The sequence below is a fragment of the Winslowiella arboricola genome, from assembly GCF_025527015.1.
Taxonomy (GTDB): Bacteria; Pseudomonadota; Gammaproteobacteria; order Enterobacterales; family Enterobacteriaceae; genus Erwinia; species Erwinia arboricola.
In genome coordinates this window covers 443,597-462,417 of sequence record NZ_JAODIM010000041.1, presented here as the reverse complement: position 1 = coordinate 462,417, position 18,821 = coordinate 443,597, and the positions used below count along the sequence as shown (strand labels likewise).

At 55.2% G+C, this 18,821-nt stretch carries 16 protein-coding genes; 9 read left to right on the top strand and 7 right to left on the bottom strand.

Annotation, left to right across the window (positions count from 1 at the left end):
• Nucleotides 1-178: 178 nt before the first annotated feature.
• Nucleotides 179-1,819, top strand: coding sequence for a dihydroxyacetone kinase subunit DhaK (locus N5923_RS13910; protein WP_267140918.1), 1,641 nt, complete (start codon nucleotides 179-181; stop codon nucleotides 1,817-1,819).
• A gap of 65 nt (nucleotides 1,820-1,884) precedes the next feature.
• Here N5923_RS13910 and sbmA read toward each other — a convergent pair whose 3' ends face one another.
• Nucleotides 1,885-3,114 carry a peptide antibiotic transporter SbmA gene (gene sbmA, locus N5923_RS13905; protein ID WP_267140917.1) on the bottom strand — a complete coding sequence of 410 codons (1,230 nt, stop codon included), beginning with the start codon at nucleotides 3,112-3,114 and terminating at the stop codon, nucleotides 1,885-1,887.
• A gap of 328 nt (nucleotides 3,115-3,442) precedes the next feature.
• Between sbmA and N5923_RS13900 the strand changes: the two genes are divergently transcribed.
• From N5923_RS13900 to N5923_RS13890, 3 genes are read left to right on the top strand one after another with little or no spacing between them, the layout of a single operon-like run.
• On the top strand, nucleotides 3,443-4,183 hold the full coding sequence (locus tag N5923_RS13900; RefSeq protein ID WP_267140916.1) for a gluconate 2-dehydrogenase subunit 3 family protein: 741 nt from the start codon (nucleotides 3,443-3,445) through the stop codon (nucleotides 4,181-4,183).
• Nucleotides 4,184-4,185: 2 nt separating this feature from the next.
• Entirely contained in the window at nucleotides 4,186-5,970 is a 1,785-nt protein-coding gene (locus N5923_RS13895) for a GMC family oxidoreductase (RefSeq protein ID WP_267140915.1), read from the top strand.
• Nucleotides 5,971-5,981: 11 nt separating this feature from the next.
• Entirely contained in the window at nucleotides 5,982-7,289 is a 1,308-nt protein-coding gene (locus N5923_RS13890) for a c-type cytochrome (protein WP_267140914.1), read from the top strand.
• A 153-nt stretch (nucleotides 7,290-7,442) separates the two neighbouring features.
• Here the strand turns inward: N5923_RS13890 and N5923_RS13885 are convergent, their stop codons facing one another.
• Both N5923_RS13885 and N5923_RS13880 read right to left on the bottom strand, forming a co-directional pair.
• A complete protein-coding gene (locus tag N5923_RS13885) occupies nucleotides 7,443-7,766 on the bottom strand; it encodes a cupin domain-containing protein (protein ID WP_267141493.1) in 324 nt (107 codons plus the stop codon).
• A gap of 17 nt (nucleotides 7,767-7,783) precedes the next feature.
• Nucleotides 7,784-8,950 carry an oligogalacturonate lyase family protein gene (locus tag N5923_RS13880; protein WP_267141494.1) on the bottom strand — a complete coding sequence of 389 codons (1,167 nt, stop codon included), beginning with the start codon at nucleotides 8,948-8,950 and terminating at the stop codon, nucleotides 7,784-7,786.
• Between the two features lie 245 nt (nucleotides 8,951-9,195).
• Here N5923_RS13880 and N5923_RS13875 point away from each other — a divergent pair, with 245 nt between their 5' ends.
• The 3 genes from N5923_RS13875 to N5923_RS13865 all read left to right on the top strand — a co-directional run bounded on the left by N5923_RS13875 (nucleotide 9,196) and on the right by N5923_RS13865 (nucleotide 11,910).
• Nucleotides 9,196-9,834 (top strand): RpiB/LacA/LacB family sugar-phosphate isomerase, encoded by a 639-nt coding sequence (locus tag N5923_RS13875; RefSeq protein ID WP_267141495.1) that lies wholly within the window; start codon nucleotides 9,196-9,198, stop codon nucleotides 9,832-9,834.
• 208 nt (nucleotides 9,835-10,042) lie between these two features.
• Nucleotides 10,043-10,741, top strand: coding sequence for a hypothetical protein (locus N5923_RS13870; protein WP_267141496.1), 699 nt, complete (start codon nucleotides 10,043-10,045; stop codon nucleotides 10,739-10,741).
• A 476-nt stretch (nucleotides 10,742-11,217) separates the two neighbouring features.
• Nucleotides 11,218-11,910, top strand: coding sequence for a GntR family transcriptional regulator (locus N5923_RS13865; protein ID WP_267141497.1), 693 nt, complete (start codon nucleotides 11,218-11,220; stop codon nucleotides 11,908-11,910).
• Here N5923_RS13865 and N5923_RS13860 read toward each other — a convergent pair.
• The 4 genes from N5923_RS13860 to N5923_RS13845 are packed head-to-tail and all read right to left on the bottom strand — an operon-like array spanning nucleotide 11,907 to nucleotide 17,673.
• Nucleotides 11,907-13,127, bottom strand: a complete 1,221-nt coding sequence (locus tag N5923_RS13860; protein WP_267141498.1) for an amidohydrolase family protein — start codon at nucleotides 13,125-13,127, stop codon at nucleotides 11,907-11,909. The genes N5923_RS13865 and N5923_RS13860 overlap by 4 nt on opposite strands.
• Nucleotides 13,127-15,604: a branched-chain amino acid ABC transporter ATP-binding protein/permease gene (locus N5923_RS13855; RefSeq protein WP_267141499.1), complete on the bottom strand. Its 2,478-nt coding sequence runs from the start codon at nucleotides 15,602-15,604 to the stop codon at nucleotides 13,127-13,129. Before N5923_RS13855 ends, N5923_RS13860 begins: the two co-directional genes overlap by 1 nt.
• On the bottom strand, nucleotides 15,604-16,467 hold the full coding sequence (locus tag N5923_RS13850; protein ID WP_267141500.1) for a branched-chain amino acid ABC transporter permease: 864 nt from the start codon (nucleotides 16,465-16,467) through the stop codon (nucleotides 15,604-15,606). The genes N5923_RS13855 and N5923_RS13850 overlap by 1 nt, the downstream gene beginning before the upstream one ends.
• Nucleotides 16,468-16,491: 24 nt before the next feature.
• A complete protein-coding gene (locus tag N5923_RS13845) occupies nucleotides 16,492-17,673 on the bottom strand; it encodes an ABC transporter substrate-binding protein (RefSeq protein ID WP_267141501.1) in 1,182 nt (393 codons plus the stop codon).
• A gap of 192 nt (nucleotides 17,674-17,865) precedes the next feature.
• Here N5923_RS13845 and N5923_RS13840 point away from each other — a divergent pair, with 192 nt between their 5' ends.
• Both N5923_RS13840 and yjdN read left to right on the top strand, forming a co-directional pair.
• Nucleotides 17,866-18,267, top strand: coding sequence for a nuclear transport factor 2-like protein (locus tag N5923_RS13840; protein WP_267141502.1), 402 nt, complete (start codon nucleotides 17,866-17,868; stop codon nucleotides 18,265-18,267).
• A 111-nt stretch (nucleotides 18,268-18,378) separates the two neighbouring features.
• Nucleotides 18,379-18,816 carry a VOC family metalloprotein YjdN gene (gene yjdN, locus N5923_RS13835; RefSeq protein WP_267141503.1) on the top strand — a complete coding sequence of 146 codons (438 nt, stop codon included), beginning with the start codon at nucleotides 18,379-18,381 and terminating at the stop codon, nucleotides 18,814-18,816.
• Nucleotides 18,817-18,821 lie beyond the last annotated feature (5 nt).

Below are 18,821 nucleotides of genomic sequence, written 5' to 3'. Positions count from 1 at the left end.
TTTTCCTGTTTATGGCGTATCCCCCATTTTTAATCAAAAGCGCGGCGGTAATCTCGCGCATAACTGACAATCACTGTCGAATTGCCGACATACTATAACGGTCGGCGAGGTAACTGAAATACCGTAGGGGAGCCGTTTTCGGCTCCCGTGTATAGCCCAACACCTTGAGAGGATTTCAATGAATCAGTTTTTTATGAACGATAAAAGTGATCTGGTGAATGAAGCGATTGAAGGGGCGCTGATCAGCACGCCGTTTCATAATCTGAGCAAGCTGGAAGTGGACGCCGATATTCGTGTGGTGGTGCGCAACGACTGGGATAAAAGCAAAGTGGCGCTGATCTCCGGCGGCGGCTCCGGTCATGAACCGGCGCATGTCGGCTTTGTCGGCAAAGGGATGCTGACCGCTGCGGTGTGCGGCGATATCTTTGCTTCGCCGAGTGTGGATGCGGTACTGACGGCGATTATCAATGTGACCGGCGACGCCGGTTGCCTGCTGATTGTAAAAAACTATACCGGCGACCGTCTGAACTTCGGTCTGGCGGCGGAAAAAGCGAAAAAGCTCGGTTATCAGGTCGAACTGGTAATGGTCAAAGACGATATCTCGCTGCCGGACAATCCACAACCACGCGGTATCGCCGGAACGGCTTTAGTCCATAAGATTGCCGGCTATGCCGCTGAGCAGGGGCTGGCGCTGGCGGAAGTGGTGAAGCGGGCGAATCAGGCGATTGAGCACACCAACAGTATCGGGCTGGCGTTTGGCACCTGCCATATTCCGGGCGAAGCGCGTGATGAACGTGTGGATGCCGGGCACAGCGAATTAGGTATGGGGATCCATGGCGAACCGGGCGTATCGACGCTAAAAACACAGAACAGCCGCGAAATCGTCGCCATCGTTACGGAAAAACTGCAACAACTGCTGCCTGGCGATAAAAAAGTCGCGTTGCTCAGTAATAACCTTGGCGGTTTTTCCGCGCTGGAGATGGCGGTGCTGACGCGCGAAGTGCTGGCCTCGCCGCTGGGTGAGCAGATTACCCATCTGATTGGTCCCGCCACGCTGGTCAGCGCGCTGGATATGAAAGGTTTCTCTCTGTCGACGCTGCTACTGGATGCGGACACTGAACAGGCGCTACAGGCACCGGTAGAGGCCTTTGGCTGGCAGCCGCTGGTCACTCTGCAACCCCTGAAATCGCAGCAGGGAGAGAAAGCCACGCAGCAACTCAATTTCTCGCCATCGGCGAATGCGCACAACGGGCGGATTATCGCCACGGTCTGCGAGACGCTGATCGCGCTGGAGAGTGAGCTGAACAAGCTGGATGCGCGAGTGGGCGATGGCGATACCGGTTCCACCTTTGCCGCCGGTGCGCGCAAAATTCTCAAACAACATCAACAGCATGAATTGCCGCTGGATAAACCTGAGCAGCTGCTGACGCTGGTGGGCGAACAGCTGGCGGTGGTGATGGGCGGCTCCAGTGGTGTGCTGATGTCGATTATGTTTACCTCCGCCGGGCAGAAGCTGGAGCAGGGCGAATCACTGGCGCAGGCGCTGCAATATGGTCTGGCGCGCATGAAGCATTATGGTGGCGCGCAGGTGGGAGATCGCACCATGGTTGATGCGCTGGAACCGGCCTTTAACGCGCTGGCCAGCGGAAAGGATCTGGCCGCCGCGGCAGATGCGGCGCGTATAGGGGCGGATTCCACCGCAGAGATGACCGCCGCTAAAGCCGGACGCTCATCCTATCTGAATCAGGAAAGCCTTAACGGGGTAAAAGATCCTGGTGCTTATGCGGTTCAGCAGGTGTTTGCTGCTCTGAATTCCTGATATCTGTAGGGGAGCCGTTATCGGCTCCCGCGTAACATTGACCACGGGCGGCGAAAACACCGCCCCTACAAAGATGTCGCCGGTTGAGAGACTTCTTTCCCCTCCAGCACCTGCTCAAAGCTGCGCAGTCGTTTATAAATCGACATCAGTTCAACCAGTGTCGACCAGGATGTGATCAGATACTGGAATGACGCGCGCACCTGATCAAATACGTTGATGATCTGCTGCATCAGGCCGAGGGTGATGGTGCCGGCAATAATCGACGGAAACAGCACAAAAATGCCAAATACCGTATCCACCTGCAGATACAGAATGCGGGTGATATTGAAGTAGAGATAGTGAAAATAGAGGCGGAAATAGTTAAAGCGCACACGGTGAAACAGCTCATGAGTGGTGGCCGGGGTGGCGCGTTCGGCGTTATCTTCCCCATACACCAGCTCCTTACGATAAGCGGCCTCGACGCGCTGATTACGAAACTCCAGCCCTGGTAATTTTATCCCTACCGCCGCCAGTAAGCCGGTGCCAAACAGCGACCACAGCAGGGCGGCAATCACCAGCGCATAGGGAACGTTGCCCAGAATCGGTACGCTTTCGACATGCTTTGACAGCGCCACCAGCACCGGCAGAAAGGCAATCAGCGTCATAATTGCCTTAATCAGATTGATGCCCCAGTCCTCAAGGGTGCTGGAGAAACGCATGGTGTCTTCCTGCACACGCTGGGCTGCACCCTCGATGCCGCGCAGCTGCTGCCAGTGCGCCATATAATAATTATTCATCGCCGTACGCCAGCGGAAAATCCAGTGGCTGACAAAAAAGGCACTCAGTACGCCAATCACCACCGCAATCAGCGCAATGCCGAGAAACGCCTCCAGCTGGTGGTAAAACACGCTGATTTTTATCGAATTCGGATGGCTAAGGGCATTCTGAATCAGATCGTAAAACGGCCCATACCAGGCGTTAATCGCCACGCCAACCTGCACATCAAACCAGGTGACAAAGATAATTAACGCGCTGCCGTAGATCGACCAGTATTGCCAGCGGTGTGGACTCAGACAACACCACGCCAGTGCGAAGATTCCTGTTACCGCCAGATAGTAGCAATAGAACCAGACTTCTGTGGGCTGAACAAAGCGCAACGCATTGTCAGGTAAGGGTTTATTCGCGTATTGCGTCATGCTGCCAGTATGGAAAATAAGATCGCTGCCGCCTTCGAACCAGAAAAGTATCGCCAGCAAACTCCAGATCGCTGCACTACTGAAAAACAGCGCTGGCCGGGGGAAAAAGGACTTGAACATAGGTGCTCCGCTATTGTTGTCAGACAGTTATAGCGTCATTGACTGTTTACAGTCTGTGGTGGGTTGTGTCCGGGCGTAACAAACGCGTTGCGCGTAAGATTATTCTCGCCGATTCGCGTGAAGTGATACGGAAATGTTAAGCATTTTGTGTGCTTTTGTTTCCAGGCTATGAATATTCCCTACAAATGCTGTTAGAATAGATCGGCTTGTTACCGGTAACAATTGAATGTAACAGCCAGATACCCCGCAATAACCAAAATAAAAACGATAAAACCGCAAGTTAACTGTTTATACGCGTCGCATGGCGGCAGCGTGTTAAGGCAATGTAATGTCACAAGAAAAAACAGGCAGCACCAGGAGAGACTTCCTTCTGAGAACCATTTCACTGGCTCCGGCCGTGGCGATTGGCGGTAGCGGCATCGGTTCGCTGGCACTGGCAGCAGAAGCTCAGGCAAAACAGAGCAATGCCCCTGCCGCGCCGCAGCAGGCGAAAGATTATCAACCCACCTGGTTTACCCGCGAAGAGTATGCTTTTCTGCAGGCGGCGGTTGCCCGTCTGATCCCCGCTGATGAGCGTGGCCCGGGCGCGCTGGAAGCGGGCGTGCCGGAGTATATCGATCGCCAGATGAATACCCCTTACGCCACCGGCAGTAACTGGTATATGCAGGGGCCGTTTGATGCTGATGCCGATCCGGCGCTGGGCTATCAGCTGCCGCTGGTGCCGCAGCAGATCTACCGTCTTGGTCTGGCTGATGCCGACGACTACGCCACAGCGCAGCATGGCAAAGTCTTTGCGCAACTTTCCGCGTCACAGCAGGACGCCCTGTTGCAGGCTTTTGAGCGCGGCAGCGCCGAATTTAAACAACTGCCAGCCAAAGTCTTTTTCTCTTATCTGTTACAGAACACCCGTGAAGGCTTCTTCAGCGATCCGGTCCACGGTGGCAATCAGGGGATGGTCGGCTGGACGCTTATCGGCTTCCCGGGCGCCCGGGCTGATTTTATGGACTGGGTAGAGCGCGGCGAACAGTATCCGTTCCCGCCAGTGTCGATTCGCGGGGAAAGAGCATAACCATGGCAAATGAAATGAAAAAAGTGGATGCGGTGATTGTCGGTTTCGGCTGGGCCGGATCGATTATGGCGAAAGAGCTGACCGAAGCCGGACTGAATGTGGTGGCGCTGGAACGCGGCCCGCATCGCGATACCTATCCTGATGGCGCGTATCCGCAGGTGATCGACGAACTGACCTATAACGTACGTAAAAAACTGTTCCAGGATCTGTCGAAAAGCACCGTCACCATTCGCCATAATGCGGCGCAAACCGCCCAGCCTTATCGTCAGCTGGCGGCATTTTTACCCGGCACCGGTACTGGCGGCGCGGGTCTGCACTGGTCGGGCGTCCATTTCCGCGTAGACCCGATTGAGCTGCGGATGCGTAGCCATTACGAAGAACGCTACGGCAAAAACTTTATCCCGGATGGCATGACCATTCAGGACTTTGGTGTTAACTACGATGAACTGGAGCCGTTCTTCGACCAGGCGGAAAAAGTATTTGGTACTTCCGGCTCGGCGTGGAGTATCAAAGGCAAAGTGGTCGGCAAAGAGAAAGGCGGCAACCCGTTTGCGCCGGATCGTTCCAGCGACTTCCCGCTGCCCGCACAAAAGCGCACGTTCTCGGCACAGCTGTTTGCCAAAGCCGCAGAATCAGTGGGTTATCATCCCTACGATCTGCCGTCAGCAAATACTTCCGGCCCTTACACCAATACCTATGGCGCGCAGATGGGCCCGTGCAACTTCTGCGGCTATTGCAGCGGTTACGCCTGCTATATGTACTCCAAGGCCTCACCCAACGTAAATATCCTGCCAGCACTGCGTCAGGAGCCGAAGTTTGAGCTGCGCGTCAACTCGCATGTGCTGCGCGTCAATCTGACCGACGATAAAAAGCGCGCCACCGGCGTGACCTATATTGATGCGCAGGGACGTGAGCAGGTACAACCGGCCGATCTGGTGATCCTCTCTGCTTTCCAGTTCCATAACGTCCATCTGATGCTGCTGTCCGGGATTGGCCAGCCCTATAACCCGGTAACCAATGAAGGCACGGTAGGACGCAACTTTGCCTACCAGAATATCTCCACTATCAAAGCCTTCTTCGATAAAGATGTGCATACCAATAACTTTATTGGCGCGGGTGGCGCCGGGGTGGGTATCGATGACTTTAACGCCGATAACTTTGATCACAGCAAATATGGTTTTGTCGGTGGTTCGCCATTCTGGGTAAACCAGGCGGGAGTGAAACCGATTTCCGGCCTGCCAGTACCGCCTGGAACGCCAGCCTGGGGCAGCCAGTGGAAAGCCGCGGTGGCCGATCACTACACCCATCATGTGTCGATGGATGCCCACGGTGCGCATCAGTCTTATCGCGCTAACTATCTCGACCTCGATCCTAACTATAAAGATGCGTATGGTCAGCCGCTGCTGCGTATGACCTTTGACTGGCAAGATAACGACATCAAAATGTCGCAGTTTATGCATAACCGCATGCATACCATCGCTGAAGCGATGAATCCAAAGCTGATCACCGGCGCGCCGAAAAAAGCGGGCGCTCACTTCGATACCACCGTTTATCAGACTACCCATATGAACGGCGGCGCGATTATGGGTGAGGATCCGAAAACCAGCGCCATTAACCGTTATCTGCAGAGCTGGGATGTGCCGAACGTGTTTGTGCCGGGCGCATCAGCCTTCCCGCAGGGGCTGGGCTATAACCCGACAGGCATGGTGGCGGCGCTGACTTACTGGTCAGCCAAAGCTATCCGTGAACAGTATCTGAAAAACCCCGGTCCGCTGGTGCAGGCATAAGGATGATGGCGATGAAAAACTGGATATCCGCCCTGTTACTGGGCGCAGTGACCTTTGGCGTACAGGCACAGGATGGCAGCGATCTGATTAAGCGCGGCGACTATCTGGCGCGCGCGGGCGACTGCGTGGCCTGTCATACCAGCAAAGGCGGAAAAGCTTTTGCCGGTGGTCTGCCGATGGCGACGCCAATTGGCACGATTTACTCCACCAATATCACGCCGGATAAACAGAGCGGAATTGGCGACTACAGTTACGATGACTTCCAGAAAGCGGTACGTCATGGTGTGGCGAAAAACGGCGATACGCTCTATCCGGCGATGCCTTATCCCTCTTATGCGGTAGTCAGCGATGAGGATATGCAGGCGCTGTATGCTTACTTTATGCATGGCGTGGCGCCGGTAGCGCAGGCGAATCAGGATAGCGATATTCCATGGCCACTGTCGATGCGCTGGCCGCTGGCAATCTGGCGCGGCGTGTTTGCGCCGGATGTTAAAGCCTTCCAGCCAAAGGCGGGTGAAGATCCGCTGCTGGCGCGTGGCCGCTATCTGGTGGAAGGGCTGGGACACTGCGGCGCCTGTCATACGCCACGCAGTATCACCATGCAGGAAAAAGCGCTTAATGATGATAAAGGCAGCGACTATCTTGCCGGTAGCAACGCGCCGATCGATGGCTGGAACGCCAATAATCTGCGTGGTGACAACCGTGATGGTTTGGGCCGCTGGAGCGAAGACGATCTGGTGCAGTTCCTGCGTACCGGACGCAACGATCATACTGCGGTGTTTGGCGGCATGAGCGATGTGGTCGAGCACAGTCTGCAACATCTGACTGCCGAAGATGCGACGGCGATTGCCCGTTATCTGAAGTCACTGGGTGCGCGCGATCCAAACCAGGTGGGCTTTAAACCGGATGACAGCGTGGCGCAGGCCTTGTGGCGCGGCGATGACAGCAAAACCGGCGCAGCGCTGTATGTCGACAGCTGCGCGGCCTGTCATAAAACCGATGGCAGTGGCTATAAGCGTTTCTTCCCGGAACTGCGCGGCAATGCAGTGGTACAGGCGGACGATGCGACTTCACTGATCCATATCGTTCTGACCGGTAATACTCTGCCTGGCGTTAAGGGCGCGCCATCAGCGATTACCATGCCTGCTTTCGGCTGGCGTATGAACGATCAGCAGGTGGCGGATGTGGTCAACTTTATCCGCACCAGCTGGGGCAATACCGCCAGCAGCAGCGTTAGCGCGAAGGATGTGGCGAAGGTGCGAAAAGATGAAACGGTGGTCAGTTATCAGGGTAATGCGGATATTGAGAAACTGAAATAATCGCAGGGGCTACCGGCGCTACTCATTAACACGGGCGGCGATAACGCCGTCATTATGGCCGGTGCAAATTATCAACACGGGCGGCGATAACGCCGCCCCTACGGTTTAATGATGTAGGGGCGGCGTTATCGCCGCCCTTTCTTAAATCCAATCTCACGAAAGAAAATCTTCGCGCTGCGGCGTAAAGGTATCCAGCAGGGTGCCCGCTTCCAGACAGACACAACCATGAACCACATGCGGCTGCTTATACAGCGTATCGCCTGCGCCCACTTCATGGGTGACGCCATCAATGGTAAAAGCAAAACGTCCTGACAATACATAGGTCAGCTGCTCATGGGGATGGTGGTGCAGCGGTCCTACCGCATCTTTGGCAAAATTCACCTCTACCGCCATCATACCGCCGCTATGCGCCAGAATCCGGCGCGTTACGCCGTTGCCTAAATCTTCCAGTCTGGTCTCTTTTTTAAAGGTAAACATAAGGGGTCCTGTGAATATTAAGCGGTTAATGGATCGGGCAGTGCAGCGAGATAGAGCGCAGGTTGCCCCTGATAATCAGAGGTAAACAGCACCTGACGACCATCTGGCGTAAATGACGGATGCGGATGAGTGACCTGGCGGTCGCCATTCAGCACGCGCCATGAACTGTTATGCGCCGCCAGGCGGAAATAACTGCGTTGTGCCACATCAAACACATACAGCCAAGGATCATTATCGATAGTGTAGCCGCTGGTGTCCTGCACATCGACCGGCGTTCCGGAACCATCGCCGACCAGCAGCGTGCCATTCTCATTACTCATCAGATGCGAGCAGGCGGGCATGGTCATCAGCACTTCGTTGTACTCTGTATCCGGGTTAAAGCGGCAGATCTGACGATCCGGCCGATCCTTATGATAAGAGACATAGATCAGCGCCGATCCGTCCGGCACCCAGAATTCATGGGTGCAGCTTTCACCTGGCGCATGATGTTTTACTTTACGCATATTGCTGCCATCTTCGTTGATCAACCACATTCGTGCATCGATCAGGTCATGCGGTCCTTCATGGCAGAAGGCGACGGTGCTGTTGTCGTGCGGACGGTATATCGGATGGCCCAGCCACAGATGCTGCTGGTGGATAATTTGCGCTGCGCCGCTTTTCAGATCGATACGCAACAGGCGACAGTGCGGGTTTTTCTCAAAGAAACGCTGGAAAATTTGCCAGTCGGTTAGCGGTTCCCAGTCTTCACGGGCGATTTCAATGCCAACCAGTTGCGTGCAGTCGCTGTTCGCCACCCAGGTGCCGTAACCGACCCAGTCAGCCGGTACCTGATAAATGCTGGTCTCTTCCAGCGTGGCAAGATCCACACGTTGCAGGCTGCGTTCATTTTTGACATACCACAGATAGCGATCGTCATCGGAAAGAAAGCCGCCAAACGTATTATCACCTTTGCCTTCTGTCAGCTGTAACGCCTCCTGCTGATGCAGATCGAGCAGGTAATAGTTGCGATTGCCATCGAACTCAGCGGCAAACAGCAGATGGTTACCGTCACGGGTAAAGCACTTCTGATAGAAGTAATTACGGTGACAAAGGACGTCCGGCGGCGTGAGTCGGGTAATGTTTGCCCCGGTTTCTGCATCCTGGAAGTGGTGGAAAGGAAGTTTAATGCGTAAGCCCTTCGCCATACTCTTCTCCTTATCAGACTGGCTTTAATTTTTATTGAAACGTTGTTTCATAATTAAGCCAAGCATATCCTTTTCACCTCGTCTGCCGAGCGGCAACCGAAGGATTTGCGAGCAGGGTCACAATAAATTGCGCAGAATTCTACCTGGGTGAGAGACATTACCTTATAAAAATGAAACAATGTTTCATAAATCTGGTGGTGATAACCACCCTCTGTTCCTTAGCCAATGAAGTAAAGGGGAGAACCATGAAAATTGCACTGATGATGGAGAACAGTCAGGCGGGTAAAAACGCCGTGGTATTGAAAGAGCTGCAGCAGGTGGCCGCCAGCAAAGACTACCCGGTTTACAACGTCGGCATGAGCGATGAACAGGATCATCATCTGACCTATATCCATCTTGGCATTATGGCCAGCATTCTGCTGAACGCGAAAGCGGTGGATTTTGTGATTACCGGCTGCGGCACCGGACAAGGCGCGCTGATGTCACTAAATATCCATCCGGGCGTGGTCTGTGGTTACTGTATCGATCCGGCTGACGCCTTCCTGTTTGCGCAAATCAATAACGGCAATGCGCTGGCGCTGCCGTTCGCCAAAGGCTTTGGCTGGGGGGCTGAACTGAACCTGCGCTTTATCTTTGAAAAAGCCTTCACTGGTGAAACCGGTCAGGGTTATCCGCAGGAGCGCAAAGAGCCACAGGTGCGTAATGCCGGCATTCTGAATCAGGTGAAAGCGGCGGTGGTGAAGGAGAACTATCTCGATACCCTACGTGCGATTGACCCTGAGCTGGTGAAAACCGCGGTTAGCGGCCAGCGTTTCCAGCAGTGCTTCTTTGAAAACTGCCAGGACAAACAGATCGAGGATTTTGTCCGTCAGCTGGTGGCATAACCAAAAAAAAATAGCGGCATCGCCGGATGCCGCTGTTATCGTCAGATATTTTCCCGCTTGATGTCATGGGTCTTTCCAACCGACAGCATCACAATCAGCATGCTGACCACGATAAATGCAATGATCCTCAATTTTTGATTCGGATCTTTTTTCTCAGTTAAAAGCTATGGCATTATCTGCTGAAAAATGGAGTTAAGGAGCCGCCAGGATGGCGTACAGTAACCGTCAAATTATCACATCACTGGAAGCAGACAGATATATTGCTTTGAGGCTGAAACGTGCTCTTGGTGGAGTTGGCGAGCAAATGGTAAAACAGGGAAACATGATAGCTGATGCTTTTACGCGGCTTACCTGGTATATTTCCTGCCTGACCGATAATTATCAAGATGTCTGCCAGAATCTCAAAAATGAAGATAAGCGATTTGTGTTGGGTATTTCTGAACTGATAAAACGCAGAGAAATAATCTACGATTTGATCCATATCTATGTTGAAACCTGGCTGACAGGGCTGTCTGAAGACGAAGTCAGGAAAATTGAGAGCCAGATGATTAAGATGGGGGCAATTTTCAGCAGCAATTATCTGACACATTCCACAATTGTATCAGGAATCACCTTGGTTATATTTAACTCCTTCTCCATAACTCCTATACTTTCCAGAGAACGATTGAAAAGATATGCTAAAGGCGGAGTTTTTGCATTGTCTGTCTATGGTCTTGTTGATAAAGCTGCTAAAAAAGCTGAAGAGTTAAGATATTTCAATAGTATTTATTATCATGCGCTTTACAGTCTCAACCTCGAGATGTTGTATTTTCTGGTTGAACCTGTTATCGCAAGAAACAATTATTTCAGTCAATTTATGAGAACAGATAAAGAACTTGCCGAAGGGTTGATGAGGTTAATATTATGATTATCAGGTTATTAAAATTTTTAAGGGATGGAATTATCTGGGAACTTACCGGATACATTCCGGCAGTTCTGATTCTGATATTTGCTATGTTCGCGGTTAATTATTGGGAAGAGTATGCCATTCAGTCAATTGGCTTGTTTATTTTGGTCTTAATTGTGGGCTATTGGTTCTGGATTAAAAGACAAGTGAATAAAAAGCATAAATAACATTTTTGATTCGCCTGTTATATTTTCAACTTTCATATACAGGTCATTCATTCCATTCACCATTGCCCATAAAATATTAACCTGGCAGTCGCGGATAAACTGCTGGTCCTTTTGGCAGGCCCGGCGCATACCACGCCCGCAGCAACAGAACCCAGATGGTGAAGCGCCTGACCGTAAAAGCCAGATAAAGCTTACCGGGAAGTTATTCGCCCGACGAATAACGGATGTTATGATAAAGCGAGTGTTGTCAGCCGCCAGTTGAGGTAAGGGATGAGTAAAATCGCGACCGCGAAGCAACGGGAAGTTCAGCGCATTGTGGATGCGTTATCCATTGCGATTGCTCAGCATCGCCTGAAGCCGGGCATGCGTCTGGTGGAAGCGCAGATAGTGGAAGTGTTACAGGCTAACCGTAACCACGTGCAGGCCGCGCTGCAGCGGATGGCGTTACAGCATATTGTCACTATCGAACCGAATCGCGGCGCAATGGTGGCGCAGCCGGAAGCGCGCGAGGCGCGCGAAGTGTTTATTGCGCGGCGGGCGATTGAAAGCGCGATTGTCGCCTGTATTACCCCGGAAAATATGGCGCAGTATCAGAGCGAATTTAGCGCTCAGCAGCAGGCGGAGAGGGTAGCCAGTGAGCAGGAAGATCGGCGTGATATTGTACGCGAACTGAGCCAGTTTCATCTGCTGCTGGCCAACGTCAGCGGCAATAAGGTGCTGAGTGAAATTCTGTCCAATCTGATGGTGCGCAGTTCACTGATTGTGGCGCTCTACCAGCGCAATGATATTCCCTCCTGCCAGTGCGCTGAGCATGCCGCCATTATCACCGCGCTGAAAGCGGGCGATTCGGCGCTGGCGCAGTCGATTATGATTGCGCACCTGAATGAGCTGGAACAGCAGCTGGATCTGGCTGATGCCGCGCCTGACCAGCTGAATCTGCGTCAGGCGCTGTTGACCAGCTAAGTCAGCAGGCGTGCTGCCGGACGTTCAAAGGTCTGACGTCCGGCTTTAAACCCCATCAGCGGCGGCGCGATTTCCGCCACCACATCACTGGCGTTCGCCACATCAAACACCACAAAATCAGCATGGCAACCGGGAGCTAAACCGTAATCCTTCAGCCGCATCAGGCGCGCGGAGGCGGTGGAGATCCATGCCAGGCAGCGCAGCATATCGGCAGGGGTGCCTAGCTGGCTGACATTGGCGAACAGATTGGCCTGGCGCACCAGCGAAGCATCACCAAAGGGGGTAAATGGATTGCCAATATTATTGCTGGAGAGCGAGCAGGTGACGCCACAGCTGTCGAGGGTCGCCAGCGGCGCGACGCCGCGCGGCTTAAGCGCAAAGCGATCGCGGGCGGTAAGAAACAGATCGGTGGCGGGCAGCGCAGTGACCTGCACGCCCGCCGCCGCCAGCGCGTGCGCCAGTTCGGTCAGCTGCGGTTTATCGAGAATCGACAGCTTGGTGACATGGCCGACGGTAACCCGCCCGGCCATCTGCCAGCGCCGGGTCTGCTCAATAACACAGTCGATCATCCGTGCTTCGGGCTGCAGATCGAAATCGAGATGAAAATCGAGATCGACATCCCACTGACTGGCCAGCGTAAACAGCCGCTCAATCTGGCCGCGCGCATCGCTGTCGGTATAAGGGCAGCCGCCCAGCAGATCGGCGCCCTGCGCCAGAGCGCGGCACAGTAACGCTTCGGTACCGGGGTTATTCAGCATGCCTTCCTGCGGAAACACGCAGATACTGAGATCAAGCGCCCAGGCATAGTCGGCTTTAAGCCGTTGAATGGCGTGAAAACCGGTCAGGCCGATCTGCGGATCGATCTCGACATGGGTGCGCATCCAGCTGGTGCCCTGCATAATCGCTTTTTCGATAATCGTTGCGCCGCGCTGATAAATATCCTGTTCATCAAAGCTCGCTTTGGCGCAGCGAGTCTGGCTTATCGCCTCTTCCAGCGTGCCATGCTGCAGCTGACAGCGCGGCATAATACAGGCTTTATCCAGATGGATATGGGTTTCAATCAGCCCCGGCAACACCAGTTTACCGCCTAAGTCGCGGCTGGCGCCTGCCGCCGCAGGGTCTGTGAATTGCGTAACAAAACGACCCGCTTCGATATAGAGCGTATGCAGCGCCGCAGAGTCCGGCAGACGCGCATTCAGCAGGGTTAATGTCGTCATCAGTGCGTCCCGCCTAAATAGGCTTCCACCAGTCCACCCTCGTTTTGCAGTTGTTTTGCCTCACCCTGATTGACGATGCGGCCGGATTCCATCACAAAGGCGCGGTCGGCAATTTCCAGCGCCAGATTCGCCATCTGATCGACCAGCAGCAGGGTAACGCCATCGTCGCGCAGGCTGGCGAGCGCATCATACAGCTCGCCAATCATCGCCGGTGACAGACCCAGGCTCGGTTCATCCAGCAGCAGAATCTTTGGCTGCGACATCAGTCCGCGCCCAATCGCCACCATCTGCTGTTCACCACCGGAGAGCAGTCCGGCGGGATTATGCAGGCGTTCGCGCAGGCGCGGAAAACGGCGTAATACTGCTTCGACATTGCTGCCGGTTGCGCGGCGATCCTGACAGGAGTAGCTGCCCAGCAGCAGATTATCCAGTACCGACAGCTGACCAAATACCTGGCGGCCTTCCGGCACCAGCGCCAGTCCCATGCTGGCGATCTGGCTGGCGTCAGCCTGATGAATCGCAACGTCATGCAGATAGATTTTGCCAGCGCGCGCCGGATGCAGACCTGCCAGACAGTTCATAATGCTCGACTTACCGGCGCCATTCGCGCCGAGGATCGCCACGGTTTCGCCCGGATTGACCGTCAGGCTCACCTGCTGCACTACGGGTGCTGCGCCGTAATCCAGCGTCAGTTCATGCAACACCAGAATCGGCTCATGGCTGCGCGCCAGCGGATGGCGACGTGGTTGCGCGTGGTAATCGGTGCCGCCCAGATAGGCGGCGATCACCTGTGGATTACGCTGAATCGCCGCCGGTTCACCCGCAGCCAGCGGTTTACCGGCATCCAGCACCTGCAAATGCTGGCACACCGACATCACCAGCGTCATATCGTGTTCCACCAGCACAATCGCCAGACCAAAGCGCGCCAGCTGCTGAAACAGACCGGTCAGACTGTCAGTCTCTTCGCGGCTCAGTCCGGCGGCAGGCTCATCCAGCAGCAGAATTGCCGGGTTAATGGCCAGCGCGCGGGCAATCTCCACCAGGCGGCGATCAACATGCGGCAGATCGTCAGCAGGGGTGGTCACCGAACCGCGAAAACCCACCAGCGCCAGCAGCGACAATGCCAGCTGTTGCTGCTGCTCGCTGGCGCGCCGCCAGGGCCGTCCCATTCTTCCCTGTTGCAGCGCCACCAGCAGGTTCTCCAGTACGCTCAGTTCGCCAAACAGCTGGGTGGTCTGCCAGGTGCGCGCAATTCCGGCGCGGGCGATTTTCCATGCGGGCTGGCCGCGCAGATTGTCCTGCAAGCGGATTTCACCGCTGTCAGCCTGACAGAAGCCGCTGATCATATTCAGCACCGTGGTTTTGCCAGCGCCGTTGGGGCCAATCAGGCCTAAAATCGCACCTGGCTCCACGTTAAAGCTGACGCCTTGCGCCGCCTGCACACCGCCAAAGCGGATACCGATATTGCTGACTGCAAGGCGCTGACTGCCGCGCGGCTGAAAGTGTGCCCGCAGACAGACGGCATCCGCTTCGGTCGGCGCATACTGCGGCTGCGGACGGGCAAACCAGCGCGCCAGCGTGCCTGACACGCCTTTTGGTGCCAGCCACAGCACGCACAGCAGCAGCAGCGAGAAGATCAGCAGGCGATATTCGGCGAAGCTGGACAACAATTCCGGCAGTAACACAATCAATAGCGCACCCAGCACCGGGCCGAACAGCGTGCCGCTGCCGCCAATCACCACCGCCAGCACAAACAGAATCGATTGTGAGAAGGGAAAGGAGTCCGGGTTGATAAACATCATCAGGGGCGCCACCAGCGCACCGGCGGCGCTGGTCAGCATCGCTGACAGCGCAAAGGCGAGGGTTTTGCTCTGCGTGGGATTAAAACCGAGCGAGCGGGCGGCAATCTCACTGGATTTTACCGCGCGCATCGCCAGTCCCCACTGACTGCCATGCAGCCGGGCGTAAAACAGCAGCGCCGCCAGCATCAGTAAGCTACTGCATACCGCCAGCCCAATCGCCGGATCGAGGCCGCCAAACTCAGGCATCGGAATGCCCGTCAGGCCGTTGGCGCCGCCGGTGATATCGCGCCACTCAATCAGCACATGGCGCACCACCAGCGCAAAGGCGATAGTGATCATTGCCAGCCACGGGCCGCTGACGCGCAGCGCCGGGATCGCCAGCAGCGCACCCAGCGCGCCTGCGGCCAGCGCGGCAATCACCATTGCGACGCCGAGCGGTAAACCGGTCATCGTCAGACCGGCGGAGAGGTAAGCGCCAATGGCATAAAAAGCGATATGCCCAAAGGAGATCTGCCCGCTCAGTCCGAGCAAAATATTCAGGCCAACCGCCACCACGACCGCCAGCGCGCACAGCGACATCACCAGCAGTGCATAGCTGCCAAGCCAGAACGGCAGCATAATGCTGACCAGCCCGAGCAACAGCAGTGCCGCCTGATTGTATGGCAGATTTTTCATCACATTTTCACCCTTACTTTTTTGCCAAACAGGCCGTCAGGCCGCAGTGCTAATGCCAGAATCACCAGCGAAAAGGTGAAGATTTGCGTAAACGCCGAGCCGAACCACAGGGTGATCAGCGCTTCCGCCAGACCAAACAGCAGCCCGGCCACATAGATGCCGCTGGCGCTGGAGAGGCCGCCGAGGATCGCCACCGCAAAGGCTTTCAGGCCAAACAGGGTGCCCATATCGCTGTTGATATTAAATAACGGCGCAATCAGCATTCCGGCGATACCGGCAAATACCGTCGACACCGCAAAGGCGGCGGCGATGGCATAGCTGACGCGGATGCCCATCAGGCGCGCCGCACGCGGATTTTGTACGCAGGCTTCCAGCACTTTGCCCAGCGAGCTGTAACGGCGCACCAGCGTCAGCAACAGCACCATCATCAGGCCGCAAAACGGGATCAGCAGGCTGAACAGGCCCAGCGTCTGGCCGAACAGGGTGAAACTGATATCGGTAACCGGAAACTGGCGCGGCTCTTTGCCGAAGGTAAACATGGCGATGTTGTCCACCAGTATGCCGCCCGCCACCGTCGCCATCAGCCAGGCGTCGGAGCCTTTGCTGTGAAACGGCCGGATCAACAGCCGTTCAATCAGCAGACCAAACAGCGCACAGATCACCAGCGTCATCGGAATCGCCAGCAGCAGCGGCCAGCCAAAGGTGACAATCAGCGAGTAACCGACCGTGGCGCCGACCATCATCGCGCTGCCTTGCGCAAAGTTAACCGTGCGCGAGACGATCCAGGTGATATGAAACCCCAGCGCCAGCAGCGCATACATGCTGCCGAGGCTCAGGCCGGTTGAGAGGGCGGTACTCCACATAGCATCACTCCTGTGGGGGGCGGATTAAGGGTTCACCGGCACGATCTGCTCACCAACAAAATGGGCGAAGACGTAATCATCTGGCCCCAGCGCGTCATGCTGCTGTGGCGTGAAGGGGTGCTGATAGTGTTTTATCAGGCCGTTATAGCTGCCGATCTGATAAAAACCGTCACGAATGGCGTTGCCGTCGAGGCTGCCCGCTTTCTCCATCGCCAGCGCGGCAAGGTGCATCGCGTCATACGCGTTAGCGATACCGACCGCGGGGGTGACATCGGCCAGGGTTTTGATCTGCGGATACTGCTTTTTCAGTGCTGTCAGCACCGCATCGCCTTTTGCCGAGTTATGGTCGGTAAACAGAAAGGTCTGGATAAAGGTCACCCGATCGGCGCCCGGACCAGCCAGCTCGCTAAAGCGACCCCCCGCCGGACCCCAGTGGGAAACCACCGGCACCTGCCAGCCCATTTTATGCAGTGATTTCACCACCTGTGCTGAAGGGCCAACGTTGCCGACCATCAGCAGCGCATCTGTGCCGGCGTTTTTCAGGCGGGTGAGCTGTGGCACCAGGTCAACGTCGCTGTCTTCAATCCGTTCGGATCCGGCAACCGCCATCTGGCGTTTCTCCAGCGCGGCGCGGAAACCTTTCTCATTGGATTCGCCCCACGGATTGTTTACCAGAATCATGCCCGGCTTTTTCATCCCGACTTTGCTGATGCCATAGTTGACCAGCGCTTCATCCACCAGCTCATCCACTGCCGAAACACGGAACGCGTAGTTCTCTTTGGCGCCGTTATGGGTGATGCCGGTACCTGCGGCCCAGATGCCCATAAACGGCGTTTTCAGCTGGTTGGTCAGCGGCACAATCGCCAGCGACACCGGCGTGTCCAGTCCGCCAAACAGCACCGCCACTTTCTCACGCTGGATCAGTTCGCGCGCCGCCAGCATCCCTTTGCCGGGGTTACTTTCGTCATCACGGCGTACCAGCTGCAGCGGACGCCCTTTTACGCCACCGGCGGCGTTGATTTCGTTGATCGCGATGGTCAGCCCGCGCGTCAGTGCTTCTCCTGACTTCGCGGATTGCCCGGACAGCGCCGCCACCAGGCCGACTTTGATCGGGTCTTCTGCGGCGAATGCGTTAAAAGAGAGTGCAGCACAGAAGGTTACCGCTGCTGCGCTAAACCATTTACCTGGAGATTTTACTCTGTTCATTTTCACGCCTCTTGAATTGCTAGCTATTTTGATTTTATTTCTAGCAATTACGGTGCCAGTTTGTTATTTCTGTGGCGAGCCGCTTTTTTACTCACTTTGAACCCTGAGGAAAGCGGGGCGTTGTGCGCTATTTTGGTGCTTACTGCGCCGAAAAGGGGCAATTTAGTCGGCAATAATCTAACGAGGTGCGTGATGAACGCTGAGCATCCTGCAGTACAAATCGTGCGCGAATTTCTCGCCGCATCTATGGCACCGGACCCGGTGCTGGCCGCGACGTTTATGACGTCAGAGGTGAAAATCACCTTTACCGGCAAGCGTGTGATGGCCGATCCGCAGGCGATTACCGCCTTTAACGGCGGGCGCTATAAGTGGGTGAAAAAAGCGTTAGGCCAGTTTGACTGGATGGATCGCGGTGACTGCGTGGTGGTATATGCCAACGGCACGCTGTATGGCGAGTGGCCCGACGGGCGCAGCTTTGCCGGCAATCGCTATCTGGATCGCTACGAAGTGCGTGCGGGCAAAATTACCCATATGGATGTGTGGAATGACAGTGCCGAGTGGATACTGACGCCAGAGATTGCGCAATCGGCATAAATCAGCGCACGGGCCGGTTATTGGCCCATTGTGCGGCGTGACGCCCATTTTGCCCCGACGAAGCTGACTACACTTTGCGCTGAGTGATAGCCCATTGTTAAGGAGTCAGCTATGCAAGTGAATCCGTATCTGTTTTTTGCTGGCCGCTGTGAAGAGGCGATCGCCTTTTATCAGCAGGCATTTGGCGCTGAATTACGCTTTAAAATGACCTTTGGCGAAATGCCGGAAGAGCAACAGCAGCAAGAGGGCTGTGCCTCCGCGTATCAGTTTCCGCCGGATAAAATCATGCACGCCCAGCTGAAAGTGGGTGACAGTGAAATTATGCTCAGTGATGGCGATATGGCCAGTGGCGATCGACAGCATGCTGGTTATGCTATCAGCCTGGCGGGCGAGGATGTCGACGAAGGCAAAAGCTGGTTTGATAATCTGGCGGCTGGCGGCAATGTTACGATGCCATGGCAGGAGACGTTCTGGGCCAAAGGTTTTGGCATGCTGACCGATAAATTCGGTATTCCATGGATGGTGAATGTTGAGAAGCCGATAACATAAGATGA

Excerpts from the sequence above, each read along its gene's own strand:
- N5923_RS13910 (WP_267140918.1), top strand. The coding sequence starts at position 179 with ATGAATCAGTTTTTTATGAACGATAAAAGTGATCTGGTGAATGAAGCG.
- sbmA (WP_267140917.1), bottom strand. The coding sequence starts at position 3,114 with ATGTTCAAGTCCTTTTTCCCCCGGCCAGCGCTGTTTTTCAGTAGTGCA.
- N5923_RS13900 (WP_267140916.1), top strand. The coding sequence starts at position 3,443 with ATGTCACAAGAAAAAACAGGCAGCACCAGGAGAGACTTCCTTCTGAGA.
- N5923_RS13895 (WP_267140915.1), top strand. The coding sequence starts at position 4,186 with ATGGCAAATGAAATGAAAAAAGTGGATGCGGTGATTGTCGGTTTCGGC.
- N5923_RS13890 (WP_267140914.1), top strand. The coding sequence starts at position 5,982 with ATGAAAAACTGGATATCCGCCCTGTTACTGGGCGCAGTGACCTTTGGC.
- N5923_RS13885 (WP_267141493.1), bottom strand. The coding sequence starts at position 7,766 with ATGTTTACCTTTAAAAAAGAGACCAGACTGGAAGATTTAGGCAACGGC.
- N5923_RS13880 (WP_267141494.1), bottom strand. The coding sequence starts at position 8,950 with ATGGCGAAGGGCTTACGCATTAAACTTCCTTTCCACCACTTCCAGGAT.
- N5923_RS13875 (WP_267141495.1), top strand. The coding sequence starts at position 9,196 with ATGAAAATTGCACTGATGATGGAGAACAGTCAGGCGGGTAAAAACGCC.
- N5923_RS13870 (WP_267141496.1), top strand. The coding sequence starts at position 10,043 with ATGGCGTACAGTAACCGTCAAATTATCACATCACTGGAAGCAGACAGA.
- N5923_RS13865 (WP_267141497.1), top strand. The coding sequence starts at position 11,218 with ATGAGTAAAATCGCGACCGCGAAGCAACGGGAAGTTCAGCGCATTGTG.
- N5923_RS13860 (WP_267141498.1), bottom strand. The coding sequence starts at position 13,127 with ATGACGACATTAACCCTGCTGAATGCGCGTCTGCCGGACTCTGCGGCG.
- N5923_RS13855 (WP_267141499.1), bottom strand. The coding sequence starts at position 15,604 with ATGAAAAATCTGCCATACAATCAGGCGGCACTGCTGTTGCTCGGGCTG.
- N5923_RS13850 (WP_267141500.1), bottom strand. The coding sequence starts at position 16,467 with ATGTGGAGTACCGCCCTCTCAACCGGCCTGAGCCTCGGCAGCATGTAT.
- N5923_RS13845 (WP_267141501.1), bottom strand. The coding sequence starts at position 17,673 with ATGAACAGAGTAAAATCTCCAGGTAAATGGTTTAGCGCAGCAGCGGTA.
- N5923_RS13840 (WP_267141502.1), top strand. The coding sequence starts at position 17,866 with ATGAACGCTGAGCATCCTGCAGTACAAATCGTGCGCGAATTTCTCGCC.
- yjdN (WP_267141503.1), top strand. The coding sequence starts at position 18,379 with ATGCAAGTGAATCCGTATCTGTTTTTTGCTGGCCGCTGTGAAGAGGCG.